This is a genomic window from Candidatus Eisenbacteria bacterium (assembly GCA_016867495.1).
Lineage (GTDB): Bacteria > Eisenbacteria > RBG-16-71-46 > CAIMUX01 > VGJL01 > VGJL01.
In genome coordinates this window covers 1-17,607 of record VGJL01000040.1, presented here as the reverse complement: position 1 = coordinate 17,607, position 17,607 = coordinate 1, and the positions used below count along the sequence as shown (strand labels likewise).

Below are 17,607 nucleotides of genomic sequence, written 5' to 3'. Positions count from 1 at the left end.
GACCGTCGTGACGTTGCGCCTGCCGATACGCGTCAAGGCGGCTCGGGCTTGACATGAGAACGAGAACCAGGACACGGATCGGACCGAAGAGCCGCCTCGGACGGGGAGGGAATCTCGCGTCGCGCGCGATCCCGAACGGCCGCGCGCTCGGCGCCACGATCATCGCCTTCGCCATCTGCCCTCTCCTGAGCGGATGCGGCGCCTTGCGAGCGCTCTACGCTCCAGAGCTGACGGAGCGCCGGATCATCACGCTCACCGTCCGGCCCGCGCTCGTGGAGAGCCAGGTCGACACGGTCGCGGGGCAGGTCTCGCCCGTCGCCCAACCGGAGATCGCTCGCCCTGGGCCGGGCGAAGAACCGGTCGTCATGGAGAGAAAGCCCTCTGCGCAGCCGCCGCCACAGGCGATCGAATCGCCGGAGCCGCAGCCGCACACGGAGGAGGAGGCGGAGACGGCGCCACAGATCGCCACGCCATCGGTCTCGGTCGCGCTTCCGGCGGCGGAGAAGGCGAAGCTCGAGGCGGAGACGCATCGAGATCTCGCTGCCGCGGAGGCGCGGGTGTCGCGTGCCGCCCCTCGCGCCGCCGGGGAGGCCGATCGCGAGAAGCTGCGCGCGATCCAGGGATTGATCCACCAGGCCGTCGCCGCGCTCGAGAGGGACGACATACGCGGAGCGGCGAACCTCGCGCACAAGGCGAAGCTCCTGGCGTTGGCGCTCCCGACCCCGTGAAGCGCTGCGATCGAGCGGCGCAGACCGGATCGCAGGCCCGACCGGGGGGTTGCGGACGGCACGCCGGGCCCCTATCCTCCGTAGGATTGGCCGCCCGCCTTGGATGGAGATTCTGTCCTCTGAACAGGAACTGGAGACGGTAGCCGAATGCTCTTCCTGGGACTCGACCTGGGCGCAATAAGCATCAAGGCGGCGCTGCTCGGATCGGGCGCGGATGCGGCCTCGATCGCGAGGAGCGTGCCGGTCTCCTCCCTGTGGCATCCCGAAGTCCTCGCGGTTCGCCTTCCGGGGGGAAACGAGGTCTCGATCGCCGTCACTGCCTACCGGCGCATCCGGGGCAGGCCTCTGGACGCGACCCGCTCCCTGCTGGAAGAGATCATGGAGGAGTTCGGCAGACGCCCCCTGGATGGGATTCGCGTCGCCGGCTCGGGCGCCGCCCTGATCCGCGGCGCCTTCCATCTTCCGGAGGAGAACGAGTTCCGCGCTCTGGCCGCGGCGACGCGGGCGGTCGCGCCGGAGGTCCGCACGCTCTTCGAGATAGGCGGCGAGTCGTCCAAGATCCTCTTTCTCGACCGGGACGAGACTTCAGGCGACCTGGGCATCGTCGACTACCAGACCAACGGCGACTGCGCGGCCGGCACCGGGTCGTTCCTCGACCAGCAGGCCGGACGGCTGCAGTACGAGATCGAAGAGGTCGGCAAGATCGCGCGGGCGACCGATCGCTCCGCCAAGATCGCGGGGCGCTGCTCGGTATTCGCGAAGAGCGACATGATCCACGCGCAGCAGAAGGGATACCAGCCGCCGGAAGTGCTCCGCGGACTCTGCGAAACCGTCGCGCGCAACTTCCGCTCCGCCGTGGCCAAGGGGAAGACGCCGCGGACGCCGGTCCTCTTCGTCGGCGGCGTCGCGGCGAACGAGATGGTCGTCGAGTCCCTGGCCCGCGTCTTCGAGCTGGACGGGGGGATCCAGGTCCCGACGCACCACGCATCCCACGCGGCGATAGGCTGCGCGCTTCGAGAGGCGACGGCCGACACGCACAGATCTCTCACCTATGAGGACCTCCGCGAGGTCCGGCGCGACGCCGGCGATCTTCCCCACACGCGGCCCCTCTCGATGCAGAAGGTGGTCAGCCTGCGCGACCGCGTGATCCCCTTCGACCTTCCAGCAGACGGCCCCCCGATCGAGGCCGCCCTCGGGATCGATGTCGGCTCCGTGAGCACCAACGTCGTGCTCCTGACGCGCGACGGACAGATGGTCCGCGAGATCTACACACGAACGCAGGCGAGGCCGGTCGAAGTCGTGACCGCCGCCCTGGGCGATCTTCACGGGGAGCTCGGCGGGCGCGTGCGGATCGTGGCCGTCGGGACGACGGGATCGGGACGCGAGTTGATCGGCGAACTCGTCGGGGCGGACACCGTGAACGACGAGATCACGGCTCACAAGACGGGCGCGACGTTCATCGCCCGGACGATGCTGGACGGCCAGGTGAACACGATCTTCGAGATCGGCGGGCAGGACGCGAAGTACATCAGGATCGAGGACGGAATCGTGGTCGACTTCGCCATGAACGAGGCCTGCGCCGCCGGCACCGGATCCTTCCTCGAGGAGCGAGCGGAGGAGCTGGGCGTCTGCATCAAGGATGAGTTCGCCGAGCGCGCCCTGTCGTCGACGCGGCCGCTGCGGCTCGGGGAGCGTTGCACCGTCTTCATGGAGCGCGACGTCAACTCCTTCCAGCAGCGCGGGGCGGCGACCGACGATCTGCTCGCCGGCCTCGCCCTCTCGGTGGCCACGAACTACATCAACCGCGTCGTCCGCGGGCGCAGGATCGAGGGAACGATCTTCTTCCAGGGGGGCACGGCGTACAACGACGCCGTCGCGGCGGCGTTCGCGGAGGTCCTCGACCGCGAGATCATCGTCCCGCCTTACAACGGGGTGGTCGGCGCCGTGGGCGCGGCCCTGCTGGCCTGGGAGAAGGCCAGCACGCTGGAGGCCGGCACGAGATTCCGGGGCTGGGACCTCGCAAAGGTGGACTACAAGATCCGTGAGTTCACCTGCCAGGGATGCGAAAACCGCTGCGACATGAAGGAGTTCAGGGTCGAGGGAGAGAAGACCTACTGGGGAGATCAGTGCGGGGACCGCTACCGCCGGCGCGCCAAGGTCGAGTTCCGGCCGGTCATCGATGACCTGATCAAGCTTCGCAAGGAGTGGGCGCTCGAGGAGTACGATCCTGCCTCAACAGGGCGGGCGGTTGTCGCGTTTCCGCGGGCGCTTTACTACCACGATCGGTTTCCTTACTGGAACGCCTTCTTCCGCAGGCTCGGATTCGGCATGCGGGTCACGCCCGAGACGAATCGCTCGATCGTCCACGAGGGGCTCGAGGCCGCGGTCGCCGAGCCCTGCTTCCCGATCCAGGTGGCGCACGGGCACATCCGCGAAGCCCTGCGCATACCGGACGCCGATTTCGTCTTCGTTCCCAACTACGTGAACGCGGAGGCGACGCACCCGGACATCCAGAGCTTCTATTGCCCTTGGGGGACGACGTTTCCGTTCATCGTCTGCGCGGCGGACAGCTTCGAGCAGGAAGCCGGCCGGATCCTTCACCCCCTGATCCGGTATCGAGGCGGACGCGAGGCGCTCATCGAGCCGCTCTACCGCTCCCTGCGGCCATGGGGAGTGCGGAAGAAGGCGATCGCCGAGGCCCTGGCGGCCGCGGAGGAGGCGCTCGCCCGATTCCGGGGAAGGATCCGCGAAGCCGGGGCGGCGGCGATGAAGAAGCTCGCCGAGACGAGGGAACCCGCGATCCTGTTGATCGGACGCCCCTACAATCTCTATGACCCGATCGTGAATCTCGACATTCCGAAGAAGATGCGCGACCTCTATGGAGTGAACATCCTCCCGCTCGAGTTCCTCGCCGCGGACGACCAGCAGATCGAGACGATCAACTCCAACATGTACTGGAACTACGGCCGCAAGATCCTTGCGGGATGCAGGGAGGCCGGCGAGAAGAGCGACCTCCACCTGATCTACATCACGAACTTCAAGTGCGGGCCCGACTCCTACATCAAGCACTTCGTCCGCGAAGCGTTCGGAAAGGCGTTCCTGACCTTGCAGTTCGACGGACACGCGAACGACGCAGGGACGCTGACGCGCGTCGAGGCCTTTCTCGACAGCCAGGGGATCCTTCGGAGATGGAGCCGCGACGCGGCGGAGGGCAGGCGCGGCCGGCCGGACACCTCGCGGGCCTTCGATTCGGCCGCGCGGGTCGAGACGCTGTCGGATGCGGACTGCGCCGGCTGCTCGTCGGCCGCCGCGGGCTGCACGGGCGGGGTCGTCCCGGCCGCGCGCTCGATCGAGCGGAAGGCGGTGGAGCAGACCGCCGTGCCCCACGCCGAAGACTGAGCGACCATGGACATGATCGATCGAAGCGCTACGCCGGAAGGCCCGCAGACCGCCCCCGAGGCGGCGATTCAGCCCGCACCGAAGGGAGGAGCCGTCCGCGAGCGGCGGAGAACGAACGACCGCCCCTTCCACGGACCGCCGCTCACCGAACGGACTCTCTACGTCCCCCGCATGAGCGGCGGAGCGGCGCGCTGCTTCTCCGCGGCGCTTCGCTCGAGGGGCCTGGACGCCCGTCCCTTCCCCCCTTCCGACGCGCGGACGATGGAGCTGGGCGCGCGCTACACATCGGGCGACGAATGCTTCCCCGAGCGGATCACCCTCGGCGATGCGCTCAAGATCGTCCTGGAGCCGGGAGCGCGGCCCGAGCGATTGGCCTTCTTCATGCCCACGGCTCCCGGCCCTTGCCGCTTCGGCCAGTACGCCTCGTTCCTGAGGCTAGTTCTCGATTCGGTCGGCGCGGAAGACGCGATGGTGGTGTCGCCGAGCAGCAACTCGGGATACGACGAGCTGGGAGACGCCGCCCGAGGCCTGCAGCGCGCCGCGTGGCGGGGGATCCTCACCGCCGACATTCTCCGCAAGGCGATGCTGCGCGTTCGGCCTTACGAAATCGAGAAGGGAGCGGCGGACGAGATCTACGAGCGGTCGATCGCCGCGGCCTGCGCGGTCATGGAGAAGCCCGGTCTGACCGCGCGCCGGACGATCGCGGGCCTCCGCGCGGTCATGGACGAGGCGGCGGCCGCCTTCGCCGCGACTCCGCGGCGGGACGAGGAGCGGCTCCTGATCGGCGTCGTCGGCGAGATCTTCTGCAGGATGAACACCTTCAGCAACGAGGATCTCGTCCGGGGGCTCGAGGCGCAGGGAGCGGAGGGCTGGATCTCGGACATCGCGGAGTGGGTCTACTACACGAACCTCGAGCAGAGGAAGAAGTGGATCCCCTACTCCGGCGAGCGATGGAGCAAGAGGATGCTCTTCGCCTATCTGAAGGATGCCTTCCAGCGAAGGGACGAGCACGCCCTCGTCGAGCCGTTCAAGCCCCTCTTCGAGCGCCGAGAGGAGCCCGAGACGATCTCCCAGGTCATCGACATGGCCGAGCCCTACCTCCCCGCCGAAGGCGTCTATGGCGAGATGGTCTTGAACGCCGGAAAGACCGTCTACTTCTGGTCGAAAGGCTGCGATGGGATCATCGATATCAGCCCCTTCACCTGCATGAATGGAATCGTGTCGGAGGCCGTTTACCCCAAGGTCAGCCGCGATCACGACGGGATCCCGATCCGAATCTTCTACTTCGACGGGACCCAGTCGAATCTGGAGCGGAACCTCGGCATCTTCCTCGAGCTCGCGCGGACGTATCGGAAGAGGAAGCAGATCTAGTTTGATTCGGCGGTGGCGGAACCTAACCGGTCGCATCGCCACCCACGAAGGAGACAGACAAGGGACAATCACCTGAAGGAGGCCTCATGTCGTCCAGCAGGAGATCCCGTCGCTCGAGCCCTCTTGACTCCCGGCGTTGCGCCGCGTTCTTCCTGGCGACTGCTGCGCTCATCCTCTTCGCCCCTGAGATCCCGTCCGCAGATGAGGCATCTCCCATCGAGAGGTCGCTGGAGTTCGTTCTCGAGGGAGACTACAAGGCCGCCAAGAAGCTTCTCGAGGACCGCCTGAAGTCGAATCCTGGAGACGCCGGGGCGCACATCGCGCTGGCTCAGATCTTCCTGATCGAGGATGAGAAGGCCGACAAGGCAACCGAGCATGCGGAGGAGGCAGTTCGACTGGACGACGAGTCGGCCGAGCATCATCTATGGCTGGCCCGCGCCCTGGCGAGGCAAGCCACGAAGTCCGACCGCCTCGAGGACGCTGCCCCCATTGCGAAGCGCGGCTTCAAGGAGTATGAACGAGCGCTCTCTCTGAATCCGGCTGAGGTTGATGGCCGGGGTGAGGTGTTTGGATTCTATCTGGCGCACCTGACGGGGCAGGCGGAGATCTGGACAAGGCGAAGGGGCACGCAGAGGCCTTGCTGGCACACTGGCCGATGGGCGGACATGCGATGTTGGCGATGTACTACGAAACCCGTGACGGAGAGGGAAAGGGTAGAGAGTATCTCGAGGGCATGGCGGCCAAGGATCCAACAGGCGCGGCAGGCAAAGCGCTCGGTTGGTTCCTGGTGCAAAGACAGAAGAACGACGAGGCAATTGGGGTCTACCGGAAGATCCTTGAGAGGGATCCGAGCGACATGCTGGCGACCTACGGACTCGGCCGGGCCGTGTTTGCCAGCAGGCAGAACTTGGATGAGGCCGTAAGGTGCTTCCAGCGGTTTCTCGGGAAGCCCGCCCCTCCTGGACCGGTGACATGAGCGAGCGCCCACGCCCGTTTGGGACTGGTCTATCGCTTGCAGGGCAGGAAGGATCTGGCGCTTGCAGAACTCCGTCAGGCCATTCGCCTGGCGCCGGATAAGATTCAGTATAGGATGGACCTCCGCGACATCTTGAAGCGCTAGGCGTACCGGATCACCCCGGCGGCGAGTGGAGTAGATGGATTGCAGTGAAGAGGCCTCGAGCCCGAGCAGAAACTCCGCCCCGCTGGGCGGACATGGCCGCCAGCGGTCTTCTGCCCTAGCTCCCCGCTTCGCCCTCCTCGCCCTTCTCGCGCTCTTATCCATCGCCTCCATCACAACAGAGGTCCTGAATCTCGCATCGTACGTGCGCTATCGATACCTCGAGCCCGGAATCGGGGTGAGCATCGACGTCGGAGGCGGCAGATCGGGAATGCTGACCGGACAGTGGTTCGAGCCTTCGAACATCCGCCTGAGTCGTGGGGTCCGCGTGAGGTCTGTGGATGACGCCCGATCGGCAGCCCGCGCCGGCCTTGCCTCTGGCGACCTCATCGTGAAGGTGAACGGAATCGACCTCGCCAGAAAGCCGGAAGCCTACTACAGACCGTTCTCGGTTGGCCGTGAGGGAGATCGTGTCAGGATCGAGTTCGAGCGCGCCGGAGAACTCAGGGAGACTACGATCGTCCTGGAGCGTGTGCCGCCGAAGGCGTGGGGACTCTCCTTCAATCGGGTCTGGATTGACTTTGGCCCGCTCACGACCTGGGTCGTCATGGGGCCGAGGCTCATCGTTTGCCTTGTATTACTCCTTGTCGGCGTTCTCATGGGATTGCTCGGCACGGCCAAGCGCGCCGCCTTCGATCTCGCTGTGGTGGGCATCGCGCTCTCCTATGCGCTGATGCTGTCCACTTTCCCACTCATCCGCTCGATGCCGTTGACGATCTTCGCTGTGCACATGGCGGTGGACACTCTCTGCAATGCCCTCTTCTCCTTCTTCCTTCTGAGGAGCTTCGCTTCGTTCCCGCACCCATCCGGCCTTGGCCGGTTGGTCCTGCGAGCGCAGTGGGGCCTGGCCTGCGTGTTGGTCCTGCTCTCCATCGCTGACATGATCACTACCGTGCCTTACTACCTCAGCGGACCAATCCCAGGGCTATCGAGATCTCCGATCCTCCGGACGCTTGGCGGTCTGACAGGGGATCCCCTCGCTCTATTCGCGATTGTCGCCGCACTCGCCCTTCTGCTCGCGCAGAGGATAGAGACCCGCGCTGCTCGCGGGACTCGCTTCAAGGTGATCGAGTTCGGGTTCTTCGTCGGGGCGGCGGGCGGAATCCTGATGGAGGTCTATTACCTCTGGCTTGCCGGATTGAGGATGTCTCCCACCTGGCAGAAGGTCTGCTACTTCGCGGGCGCACATCTCGGCCTGCTGCTGGTCTGCGCCTTCCCGATCAGCCTCGCATACGCAGTCCTCGCGCGCAGGGTCCCGGGCCTGCAACTGATCATTCGCAAGGGCGTGCAGCACCTGCTCCTTTCGAAGGGGACCCTCGTGGTCGAGGGCCTGCTCATCTTTGCCGTCGTCTTTGGAATTCTGCGGCAAGCGACGCGAAGCGGCGTCGGGTCCGAGGGAACCGCCAGCGGCGTGGCCGTGGTCAGCGCGCTCGCGGTCGTGGGAGCGCTGGCCAAGGTGAACCGCCGGCTCATGCCCGTCATCGACCGGCGATTCTTCAAGGAACGGTGCGATGTCGGCGCCCTGCTTCTCGACCTCGGCCGTCGTCTTCCGACCATCAGGCAGCGGGAACAGATTCTCCGGCACACCGCAGCCACCGTAATGGGGGCGCTCTACCCTTCCGAGGTTTCGCTCCTGCTTCGGGATCCTCTGGCGGGGGCGTTCCGCTGCGAAGCGCACCTGACCGCCGACCAGATCGGTCATGCGGCCCAAGGGGATCGCCTCGAGGCGCAAGCGCTCCCCCGTCCGGACCTCGAGCTGCGCGAAAGTGACGGGGTAGTCGACAGGCTGGCAGGAGGCGAGCCTTGGATCGAAGTCCATCAGGAGGAATTCTCCGGATCCTATCAGGAGGAAGCAGGATCCGGTTCGCGAGATGAGGAAGCCAGGCTGAGCGACCTCGGTACCGAACTCCTCGTCTCGATAGCCGGCACTGAAGCGTTGAGGGGCATCCTGTCCCTCGGCCCGAAACTCTCGGAAGAGCCATACACGCGGGAGGACAAGGACCTCTTGCTGACGGTCTGCCGGCAGGTCGGGACTGCGCTCGAGAACGCCGAGCTGCTAGAGGTCGCCAAGCGGGAGGCGCAGCAGGCGCGGGATCTCGAGATCGCGCATCAGGTTCAACAGACCCTGTTCCCGCGCGAGTTCCCGGTCCGGCCCGGCTGGGCGTTCGCCGCGATGTGTCGGCCTGCCAGGGCGACCGGCGGCGATTACTATGATCTCCTTGAGCTTCCAAGCGGGAAGATCGCCTTTGCTCTTGGCGATGTGGCAGGCAAGGGACTCGGCGCGTCTCTTCTGACGGCCAGCGTTCACGCGATCGTCCGCAGCGGCCTTCGAGAGGAGGCGCCTGACCTTGGTCGACTCGTCTCCGAAGTGAACGAGCACCTCTACACATCGAGCGCCCCACAGATGTTCGTGACGCTGTTCATCGGAATCCTGAATCCCGATGACGGCGAGCTGCGCTACGTGAACGGAGGACACCCGCCCCCCCTTCTGATTGGGACTCTGGACACGGCGCCGATTCGGCTTGAGGCGGGTGGAACGATCGTCGGCATCATGCCGGGGGTCCCCTTCCGTGAGGAAGCGGCTCGGATCGAGAGCGGGAACTTCCTTCTCCTCTTCAGTGATGGGGTCACCGAAGCAATGGATCGGGGAGGGGAGATGTTCGAGGAGGAGCGATTGGTCATGGCCTTGGCGTCCGTCAAGGGTCGACCCGCTGCCGAGATCAAGGATGCTCTTGTCGAGGCGGTCGATCGGTTCGCATCGGGATGCGAGCAGGCGGACGACATCTCCGTCGTGGTGATCCAGAGGACCTGCTAGCCGACCGGCCCGCTTGACCCCGGCAAGGATGGCCCATTCGGCATGGCGCGAGCCCGACGAGTCATGGTATCCTTGTTCAGGCCGCGCGAAACCGAATTGCACCCGCAGGGAGGCTGACATGAAGTCCCTCGTCCCCATCGCGCTCATCGTCTCATTGAGTCTTCTCGCGATCCCGGCTTCCGCCCGCGAGCATTGCGCGACCCGGTGGTTCGACCCCGAGCGGACGGGGATCCGCCCCGTGTCCCAGCTCGACATGGTCCCGCGGCACGTGGGAGCGCACTTGATGACCCCCCCACCGGACCCGGATGTCGGGGATCACTGGCCGTGGTACATCTGGCTGCTGAACGGCTACCCGCAGGCGCTCGTCCGCGAGTGCACCGTCCGCGGCGAAGGGACCACAGTCTACGTCGTGGTCGAGGACTCCCAATGGCAGACCCGCGTCTTCCAGGACGATGTCGACGCAGTCGTGAACGCGTGGGACAACGCGAGTCTTGGAATCCACCCCGACCAGGGAATCTACGAGATCAACACGACCTACTTCGGCGCGGCTCCCGATCAGCTCGACAACGATCCGAAGATCTACGTTCTCTTCTACGATTTCGACATCGCTGCCGACGGCTTCTTCTGGTACTTCGACATGTACCCGGACGGCACGCAGCCCTTCCACTCGAACGAGTGCGAGGTCGTCTACATCAACTGCAGCGACAACGATCCGGGAGGCTCCTACCTGATCTCCGTCATGGCCCATGAGTTCCAACACATGATCCACTGGCTCACCGACCAGGACGAGGACCTGTGGGTGGACGAGGGGATGGGCGAGCTGGCGATGTGGCTCTACGGAGATCCCGACCCCGTCGTGCAGTTCCCGAACAATCCCGACAACGATCTCACGACCTGGAACTCGACGTTCGCCGACTACGTGAAGACCTACCTCTGGACCCTCTACTTCTACGAACACTTCGGCGGGCAGCCAAGCATCTGGGCGGTCATGCACGAGCCACTCAACGGGGTCGCAGGCTACGACCGGGTTCTCGATCAGATCGGCTCGCCCATGAACTTCGTCGATGTCTACTCGGACTGGACGGTCGCCAACTTCATCGACGACACGAGCTTTGAAGGCGGCCGCTACGGCTACGCGGGGGAGACTCTCCCCACCTTCGCGTCGGTCACGAAGAGCAGCTACCCCGTTCCCACGACCTCAGGAGCCGTGCTGCGTTACGCGAGCGACTATCTCAAGTTCATCAACGGCGCGCCGCTCAGACTGAGGTTCGACGGCGCGGACGCCGGGGTCTGGCGTCCGCGTGTGATCCTACGCAATGGAACGACGACCCACGGCGTCGCCGAGATCCCGCTCGACGCCTTCGATGTCGGGACCTACAACCTCTTCGACTTCGGCGAGACGCACGATACGGCGATCCTCGTGATCGGCAAGACTTCCCCGACCGGCTCGACGAGCTACACCTACTCGACCGAGGGTATTCCGGCCGGCGTGGAGGAGCATGCCCAGGCCGGATCGTTGCGGCTCCTGCCGTTCGCGCCGAATCCCGCGGCGGGGACATCCGCGATCCGGCTCGAGGTCGCGAGCCCTCAGAGGGTGGAGGTGGATGTCGTCGATGTCGCCGGAAGGGTCCTTCGCCATCTCGCGGCCCGAGAACTCGCGGCCGGGCTCCATGAGCTCGACTGGGACGGCAAGGATGACGCGGGGCGATCCGCGCCGGCGGGCGTCTATTTCGCGCGCGCTCGGGCCGCGGACGGAGAATCGGCCGCGAAGCTCATCCGGCTCCCCTGAGCCGGGTCCCCGGCGGTTTCCCGCAGTCCCGCGCCGCGAACGCGAACATGGCGGGCGAGGGGAACCGTCGGGGGCAGCGAGACTGGATGCGCGTCAGTCCTTCGGTTCCTGCCCCTCGAACCGCTGGCGTGAGCGATCCTTCTTTCGGAACTCCCGGAACTCCCTCTCGATCTTGGAGACGCTCTCCCGCGTCTTGCGGGCGGGATCTCCCTCGCGCATCATCCGCTCGATCTTCTTCTGCCGGTCTCCGGCCTTCCTCTGGAAGTCCTCGATCTCGCGCCGCACGTCGGGACCTTCCTGCTTCTCGGGAAGCCCTTCGAGCAGCGTGTGGTCCTCGATATCGATCCTGATCTCGAACGGAGTCTCGATCGACCGGACGATTCCGCGACTCTCGAGGCCGCGGAGTATGTGGAGCACGAGCTCCCGCGAGATGCCGAGAAGCTCCGCGATCTCTTCCGTCGCGGGCGGCCGCTTCCGCTGGTGGGCGAGAATCCTGACCGCGGCGACGATCAGGTGTCCCTGTGACCGGGAGGGCGTGAACTCCATGCTGTCACCTCCAGGGGGCGATTCTACAACGGCGCGCCGCCATCTTCGGTCCCGGTCTTGATCCCCTCGGGCTCCTCGATCGTGATCTCGCCCGCCAGCAGGGCGCGCACGGCGTCCAGCTGCTCTTCTGTCCCCAGGACGATCAGCAAGTCCTCCTCCTCCAGCACAAGGGCCGGATTCGGATCGGTCAGGATCTCATCGCCGCGGCGGACCGCGAGGACTCTGCCGCCGGTGCGTCCGGGGACGTCGACCTCGGCGAGAGAGAGTCCGGTCATCGACCCCGCGGGCAGGACCGGACAGACGGCGGTCCCTCCGGCCATCGCCATGGACCGGGCTGTCCCCGCTCGAGCCGGCGCCGCCTCGGGCCGCATCGCGCGGTAGCTGTCCGCGCGGAGGGACTCGAGCCGGCCGCGGATCAATCCGACATCGGCTCCATAGCGGGCCAGCGTCCGGGCTCCGATCTCGATCGAAGTCTCGAACTCCTCGGGGACAACCTCGCTGGCGCCCAGCGCATGCAGGCCATCCACTTCCGACACGTAGCGCGTGCGGACGAGGAGATGGAGGTCCGGATATCGTTCCCGCAGAGCGCGCACAGCCCTGCGGGTGGCCTCGGCGTCCGATATGGAGATCATGAGCATTCGGGCCCGTTCGAGACCGAGGTGCTTCATGACCGTTTCGCTCGTGATGTCGCCGAAGAGAATCGGCTCGCCGTGGGCACGCGCCTCCTGAACGGTCGTGGCGTTGAGATCGAGCACGATGTAGGGAATCCCCTCCGCCTTCAGGAGGTGAGCGAGGTTGCTGCCGTTGAGGCCATAGCCGACGACGACGACGTGCTCCCGCATCTTCTCGACCAAGGGCTCCGCTCCGGCATCCGATCGGCGTCCCGCGAGGAACCCGGGAGCGATCCGGGCGACGCGCTCCACCCGCCGGGCGAATCGCGGCGCGAGTGCGATGACCACGGGAGTGAAAGCCATCGTCAGGATCGAGGCGGCAAGGAGGATCTGGAAGGTCTCCTCCGGAACCAGCCCCAGCTCGCGTCCCGCCCCGGCCAGCACGAAGGAGAACTCTCCCACGTTGGCGAGCGCGAGTCCCGACAGGGCCGCGACCCGAGCGGAGAAGCCTATGACCATCGCGATGGAAGCGCCGATGATCGCCTTCCCGGCGAAGAGGCCGAACCCCGCGAGCAGGACCGGCAGCGGATGCGCGACGCAGAAGGAGACATCGAGAAGCATCCCGATCGACATGAAGAAGATGCTGTTGAAGACATCCCGGAAGGGGAGGATGTCCGAGAGGGCCTGCAATCCGTAGTCGCTCTTCGAGAGCAGCAGTCCGCCAAGAAACGCCCCCAGCGCCGCCGAGAGGCCGAGCCAGTGGGCCGCGCCGGCGGTCCCGAGACAGAAGAGGAGAACGAAGAGCAGGAAGAGCTCCCTGTTGCGCGACCTGGCGACATAAGCGAGGAAGGGCGGGACGACGAATCGCGAGATGAACAGGACGGCGAGCAGGATCAGGAGCGCCTCGCCGAGAACCTCGCCGACCCGCGCGCCCCAGAGTTCGCGCGTCCCGCCAAGAACCGGCAGCAGGAGCATCATCGGGACGATGCAGAGGTCCTGGAAGAGGAGGATCGAGAGGACGAGCCGGCCGTACGGCGTGTCGATCTCTCCCCGATCGCTGAGCGTCTTGAGGACGATCGCCGTCGAGGAGAGGGCGACCCAGAATCCGGTGAAGATCGCCCCCGCGGGGCTGAGACCGAGGAAACGGGCGATCAGATAGGCGCCCCCGCTCGCGATCAGGACATAGGGGATGCCCGCCTCGAGGAGCACGCGCCAGATCCTCCGGAGGCGGCTGATCGAGAACTCGAGCCCGATGGAGAAGAGAAGGAGCACGACGCCGAGCTTCGCCAGCGCCTCCACATCCTTCACGCTGCCTATGAGCGATATGCCATGAGGGCCGACGAGAATCCCCACGAGGATGAAGCCGGCGATCGCGGGCAACCGGATCCGGTGGAAAAGGGCGACTACGCCCACCGAGAGGGCGAGGACGAGGAGAACGCTCTCGAGTGTCAGATCCGTGCTCATGTGAATCGAGGCGGCGGTCCGCTCCCCCGCAGGCTACGGAAGGGGCCTAGGAGGGTCAAGCCGAGTCGGCCCGGTCTCTGAGCCCAGGGACGCCGCGGGAGGGACCGAACCGACGACGCGTCTCGCGGGCCGGCCTCAGATCCAGGGCAAACGCCTTGCGCTCGATTGTCGCATGCGCTATACAGCATGAGGCTGTGGCGCGTTCGGCCGCGGGCGCCGTCCGATTGAAACGGAGACTCAAGCGTTCGCCGCCATCGCGCGCATGCGCAGAAGGAAAGGAGCCGATCATGCTGAAGGAGTTCAAGGACTTCCTCCTCAAGACAAACGCCTTTGCGCTGGCCATCGGAGTCATCATCGGCGCGGCCGTCGGCAAAGTCGTCTCGTCGATCGTCGGCGATCTGCTCATGCCGGTCGTCGGCCTCCTGATCCCGGGCGGCGAGTGGCGTCAGATCAAGATCCCTCTCAGCCGCACCCCGGACGGAGCGGTCGGAGCCGCAATCATGCTGGGGTCGTTCCTTGGAGCCGTCGTCGACTTCGTCATCATCGGCCTGGTGGTCTTCCTGATCACGAAGGCGCTCTTGAAGCCCGCGCCCGCCGCACCCGCCCCGCCCACCAAGACATGCCAGGAGTGCCTCGAGACGATCGCCGCCGAAGCGAAGAGGTGCAAGCACTGCGGGAGCGCCGCCTAGAGGCGCTCCTCCGCCTCAGGACTCGTCGTCCGGCCTGACGTGCCGGCGCTCGCGGATCTCCTCGAGCAGCCGCGCGCGGAACTCCTCGAATGGAACCGTCTCCTGCTCCTTCCGCCGGTAGCGGCGGACGGTCACGCTTCCCGTCTCCGCTTCCCGACGGCCGAGCACGAGCACGATCGGGACCTTGTGGATCGTCGCGTTGCGGACCTTCTTGTTGAAGGAGTGGGGAAGGTCATCGACCTCGACGCGCACATAGTCCTCGTGGAGCCGCTCGCGCAGCCGGTGGGCCGCGTCCAGCAGCGTGTCGTTGACGGTGAGGATCCTCACCTGCACCGGGGCCAGCCAGGTCGGGAACGCCCCGCCGTAGTGCTCGATGAGGAATGAGATCATCCGCTCGTGGGTCGATAGCGGCGCGCGGTGGATCACCGCGACCGGCGCTTCCTTCCCCGCCTCGTCGATGTACCGCAGCTCGAATCGCTCCGCCGACATGTAGTCGAGCTGGACCGTCGAGACCGTCTCCTCGCGTCCCAGGAGGTTGCGGAACTGAACATCGACCTTCGGCCCGTAGAAGGCGGCCTCCCCGAATCCTTCCTCGTAGGGAACGCCGGCCTCCGCCAGCGCCTCGCGCATCAACGCCTCGGATTGCAGCCAGAGGTCCTCGTCCGGATGGAACTTCTCCTTGTTCGCCGGATCGTGGGTCGACATCCGGACGGAGTAGTTCTCGAGCTCGAATGCCTCGTAGAGCTCCTTGTAGAGCTTCATGACGAGGATCGCCTCCGCCTTCGCCTGCTCGTAGGTGCAGTAGACATGGGCGTCGTTCATCGTCAGACACCGCACCCGCAGCATACCGGCCAGCTCGCCCGACTTCTCGTAGCGGTAGCAGGTCCCGTACTCCGCCATCCGCAGCGGCAGGTCCCTGTAAGATCGCGGCCGGCTGCGGAAGATCATGTGGTGATGCGGGCAGTTCATCGGCTTGAGGTAAAAGACTTCCTCCCGCCCCTGCTCCTCCTCGAAGCGCAGAGGGGGAAACATGCTGTCGCTGTAGTGCGCCAGGTGCCCGCTGCGCATGTAGAGCTCCTGGTGCGCGATGTGCGGGGTCGCGACGCGGACGTAGCCGTAGCGGAACTCCGCCTCCTTCGCGAGCTTCTCGACCTCGTCGCGCAGGACTGTCCCGTAGGGCAGCCAGAGCACCAGCCCCTTGCCGATCTCGTCCTCGATGTGAAACAGGTCGAGCTCTCGACCGAGCTTCCTGTGATCGCGCTCCTGCGCGAGTCTGCGCCGCTCGATGTAGTCGTCCAGCTCCTCCTTCGTCCGGAAGGCGAGGCCGTAGATCCGGGTGAGCATAGGGTTGCGCTCGTCCCCCCTCCAGTACGCCCCCGCGATCGAATCGAGCTTGAAGGCGTCGGCGGGGATCTCCGGGGTCGATCCGACGTGCGGGCCCTCGCACATGTCCAGGAACGGGCCGCTCCGATAGAAGGAGATCGTCCCGACTCCCTTGGATTCGAGGTCGCGCGCCGCCTCGAGCTTGTAGGGCTGTTCCATCGGCGCGATGCGCTCGAGCGCGGCTGCGGCCGCCATCTCCTCGCGCGCGAACGATTCGCCCGTCCTCAGGATCGCGCGCATCCGCTTCTCGAGCCCCGGGAGATCCTCCGCCGCGATCGGCTCCGGCAGATCGAAGTCGTAGTAGAATCCGTTCTCGACGGGGGGGCCGAACCCGAGCTTCGCGCCCGGCCGCATCTCGAGCACGGCCTGCGCGAGGACGTGCGAGAGCGAGTGGCGGATGCAGTAGAGTCGCCGTTCCTCCTCCCGAAGAGATTCCGCTTCCCGCGCGATCTGTTGGTCTTGCATACTCCCTCTCGAGATGTAGGTGAGGTTTCAACTGAGCGTAGGAGTCTCGATGCGCACTGTCAATCTCCCCCACGCGATTCTCCTGGCGGCTGTGATCGTGCGTCTCATCTTCTCTCTCGGCGTCACGCGCGGCATCCAGAACATCGCGCCCGAGACGGAGGTGACGGACGGATACCACCGGATCGCGGAGAATCTCCTCTCGGGCCACGGATACCGGGAAGTGCCGGAGCACCCGCCCACGCTCAAGCGTCCGCCCGCCTACGTGATCTTCCTCTATCTCGTCTTCAAGGTCGCCGGCGTGAACTACGTGGCCGTTCAGATCGCGCAGGCCCTTCTCGGCGCCCTCTCTTGCTGGATCCTCTACAGGTTGGCCCGATCGCTCCACTCCGAGGAGCTGGGCCTCGTCGCCGCGGGCATGTTCGCGGTCTATCCAAGCGCGGTCGAATACTCCGCGAGGCTCTACGCGGAGAACCTCTACTTCCCGGTCTTCTTGGGGCTAGCCTACTTCCTCTGCCGCGCGGCGCGGGAAGGTAGCTGGCGGCAGGGCCTCGCCGCCGGCGCCCTCTGGGGAGTCTCGATCCTGACGCGAGGCACGCTTCTCCTGCTGCCGATCTTCCTGGCCGTCGTCCTCCTCCTTATGCGCCGCCGCGTGCCGGTCGGCCGGGGTCTCCTGCGGTGCTCGGCCGTAGCCGCGCTCGGCGCGATCCTCGTCGTCGGCCCTTGGACGATCCGGAACTACACGGTCGCGCGCGAGATCATCCCCGTCTCGACATGGGGCTGGGCCCCCTTCTATCACGGCATCCAGGTCTCCAAGCGGATGCTGGCGTGGGACGATCTCCGCAAAGTCGACAAGGAAGCGGAGGAAAGACGCCACGAGATCGTCGTGCAGAGGCTCTACGCGGGCGATCGAGCGAAGGCGTGGGAGTCGCCGGCGGAGTACGTCCGCCACGAGAGAGTCGCGCGCGATCTCGTCCTCGAGGAGATCCGCAGCGACCCTCTGGGGTATCTTGCGCGCGGGGTCGCGGGAGTCCCCTTCGCGTGGTTCCAGACCCTCGGACCGGCGAAGCGGGTCGTGAGCCTCATCCTCCACATCCCTCTCATGGTGCTCTTCGTCCTTGGCGTGAGACGCTGGAGACGCCAGTCGGCCGAGGGGTTCGCCTTCGCGGCGCC

General features: G+C 66.0%; 13 protein-coding genes. 9 read left to right on the top strand and 4 right to left on the bottom strand.

Features of this window, described 5'->3' with window-relative positions:
- Positions 1–53 precede the first annotated feature (53 nt).
- From FJY88_06145 to FJY88_06135, 3 genes are all read left to right on the top strand, one after another.
- Positions 54–728, top strand: a complete 675-nt coding sequence (locus tag FJY88_06145; GenBank protein MBM3286916.1) for a hypothetical protein — start codon at positions 54–56, stop codon at positions 726–728.
- A gap of 147 nt (positions 729–875) precedes the next feature.
- Positions 876–4,127, top strand: coding sequence for a hypothetical protein (locus tag FJY88_06140; protein ID MBM3286915.1), 3,252 nt, complete (start codon positions 876–878; stop codon positions 4,125–4,127).
- Between the two features lie 12 nt (positions 4,128–4,139).
- Entirely contained in the window at positions 4,140–5,498 is a 1,359-nt protein-coding gene (locus tag FJY88_06135; GenBank protein MBM3286914.1) for a hypothetical protein, read from the top strand.
- Positions 5,499–5,566: 68 nt separating this feature from the next.
- On the opposite strand, the gene FJY88_06130 is transcribed toward FJY88_06135, so the two are convergent.
- Complete coding sequence (locus FJY88_06130; protein ID MBM3286913.1) at positions 5,567–5,920, bottom strand: hypothetical protein; 354 nt, start codon at positions 5,918–5,920, stop codon at positions 5,567–5,569.
- 233 nt (positions 5,921–6,153) lie between these two features.
- Here FJY88_06130 and FJY88_06125 point away from each other — a divergent pair, with 233 nt between their 5' ends.
- The 4 genes from FJY88_06125 to FJY88_06110 are packed head-to-tail and all read left to right on the top strand — an operon-like array spanning position 6,154 to position 11,279.
- Positions 6,154–6,474 (top strand): tetratricopeptide repeat protein, encoded by a 321-nt coding sequence (locus FJY88_06125; protein MBM3286912.1) that lies wholly within the window; start codon positions 6,154–6,156, stop codon positions 6,472–6,474.
- Between the two features lie 18 nt (positions 6,475–6,492).
- Complete coding sequence (locus FJY88_06120; GenBank protein ID MBM3286911.1) at positions 6,493–6,618, top strand: hypothetical protein; 126 nt, start codon at positions 6,493–6,495, stop codon at positions 6,616–6,618.
- Positions 6,619–6,652: 34 nt separating this feature from the next.
- Positions 6,653–9,490: a PDZ domain-containing protein gene (locus tag FJY88_06115; protein ID MBM3286910.1), complete on the top strand. Its 2,838-nt coding sequence runs from the start codon at positions 6,653–6,655 to the stop codon at positions 9,488–9,490.
- 28 nt (positions 9,491–9,518) lie between these two features.
- Complete coding sequence (locus FJY88_06110) at positions 9,519–11,279, top strand: hypothetical protein (GenBank protein ID MBM3286909.1); 1,761 nt, start codon at positions 9,519–9,521, stop codon at positions 11,277–11,279.
- 93 nt (positions 11,280–11,372) lie between these two features.
- On the opposite strand, the gene FJY88_06105 is transcribed toward FJY88_06110, so the two are convergent.
- Together FJY88_06105 and FJY88_06100 are read right to left on the bottom strand one after the other, a co-directional pair.
- Positions 11,373–11,825: an Rrf2 family transcriptional regulator gene (locus tag FJY88_06105; protein ID MBM3286908.1), complete on the bottom strand. Its 453-nt coding sequence runs from the start codon at positions 11,823–11,825 to the stop codon at positions 11,373–11,375.
- Positions 11,826–11,848: 23 nt separating this feature from the next.
- On the bottom strand, positions 11,849–13,900 hold the full coding sequence (locus tag FJY88_06100; protein ID MBM3286907.1) for a potassium transporter KefB: 2,052 nt from the start codon (positions 13,898–13,900) through the stop codon (positions 11,849–11,851).
- Positions 13,901–14,187: 287 nt separating this feature from the next.
- Here FJY88_06100 and mscL point away from each other — a divergent pair, with 287 nt between their 5' ends.
- Positions 14,188–14,589 (top strand): large conductance mechanosensitive channel protein MscL, encoded by a 402-nt coding sequence (mscL, locus tag FJY88_06095; protein MBM3286906.1) that lies wholly within the window; start codon positions 14,188–14,190, stop codon positions 14,587–14,589.
- Positions 14,590–14,604: 15 nt separating this feature from the next.
- Here the strand turns inward: mscL and FJY88_06090 are convergent, their stop codons facing one another.
- The gene (locus tag FJY88_06090) at positions 14,605–16,437 is read right to left on the bottom strand and encodes a threonine--tRNA ligase (GenBank protein ID MBM3286905.1); all 1,833 of its coding nucleotides are present in this window, start codon (positions 16,435–16,437) and stop codon (positions 14,605–14,607) included.
- Between the two features lie 49 nt (positions 16,438–16,486).
- On the opposite strand from FJY88_06090, the gene FJY88_06085 reads away from it, so the two are divergent.
- On the top strand, positions 16,487–17,607 hold a 1,121-nt coding region (locus FJY88_06085; GenBank protein MBM3286904.1), incomplete at its 3' end, for a glycosyltransferase family 39 protein.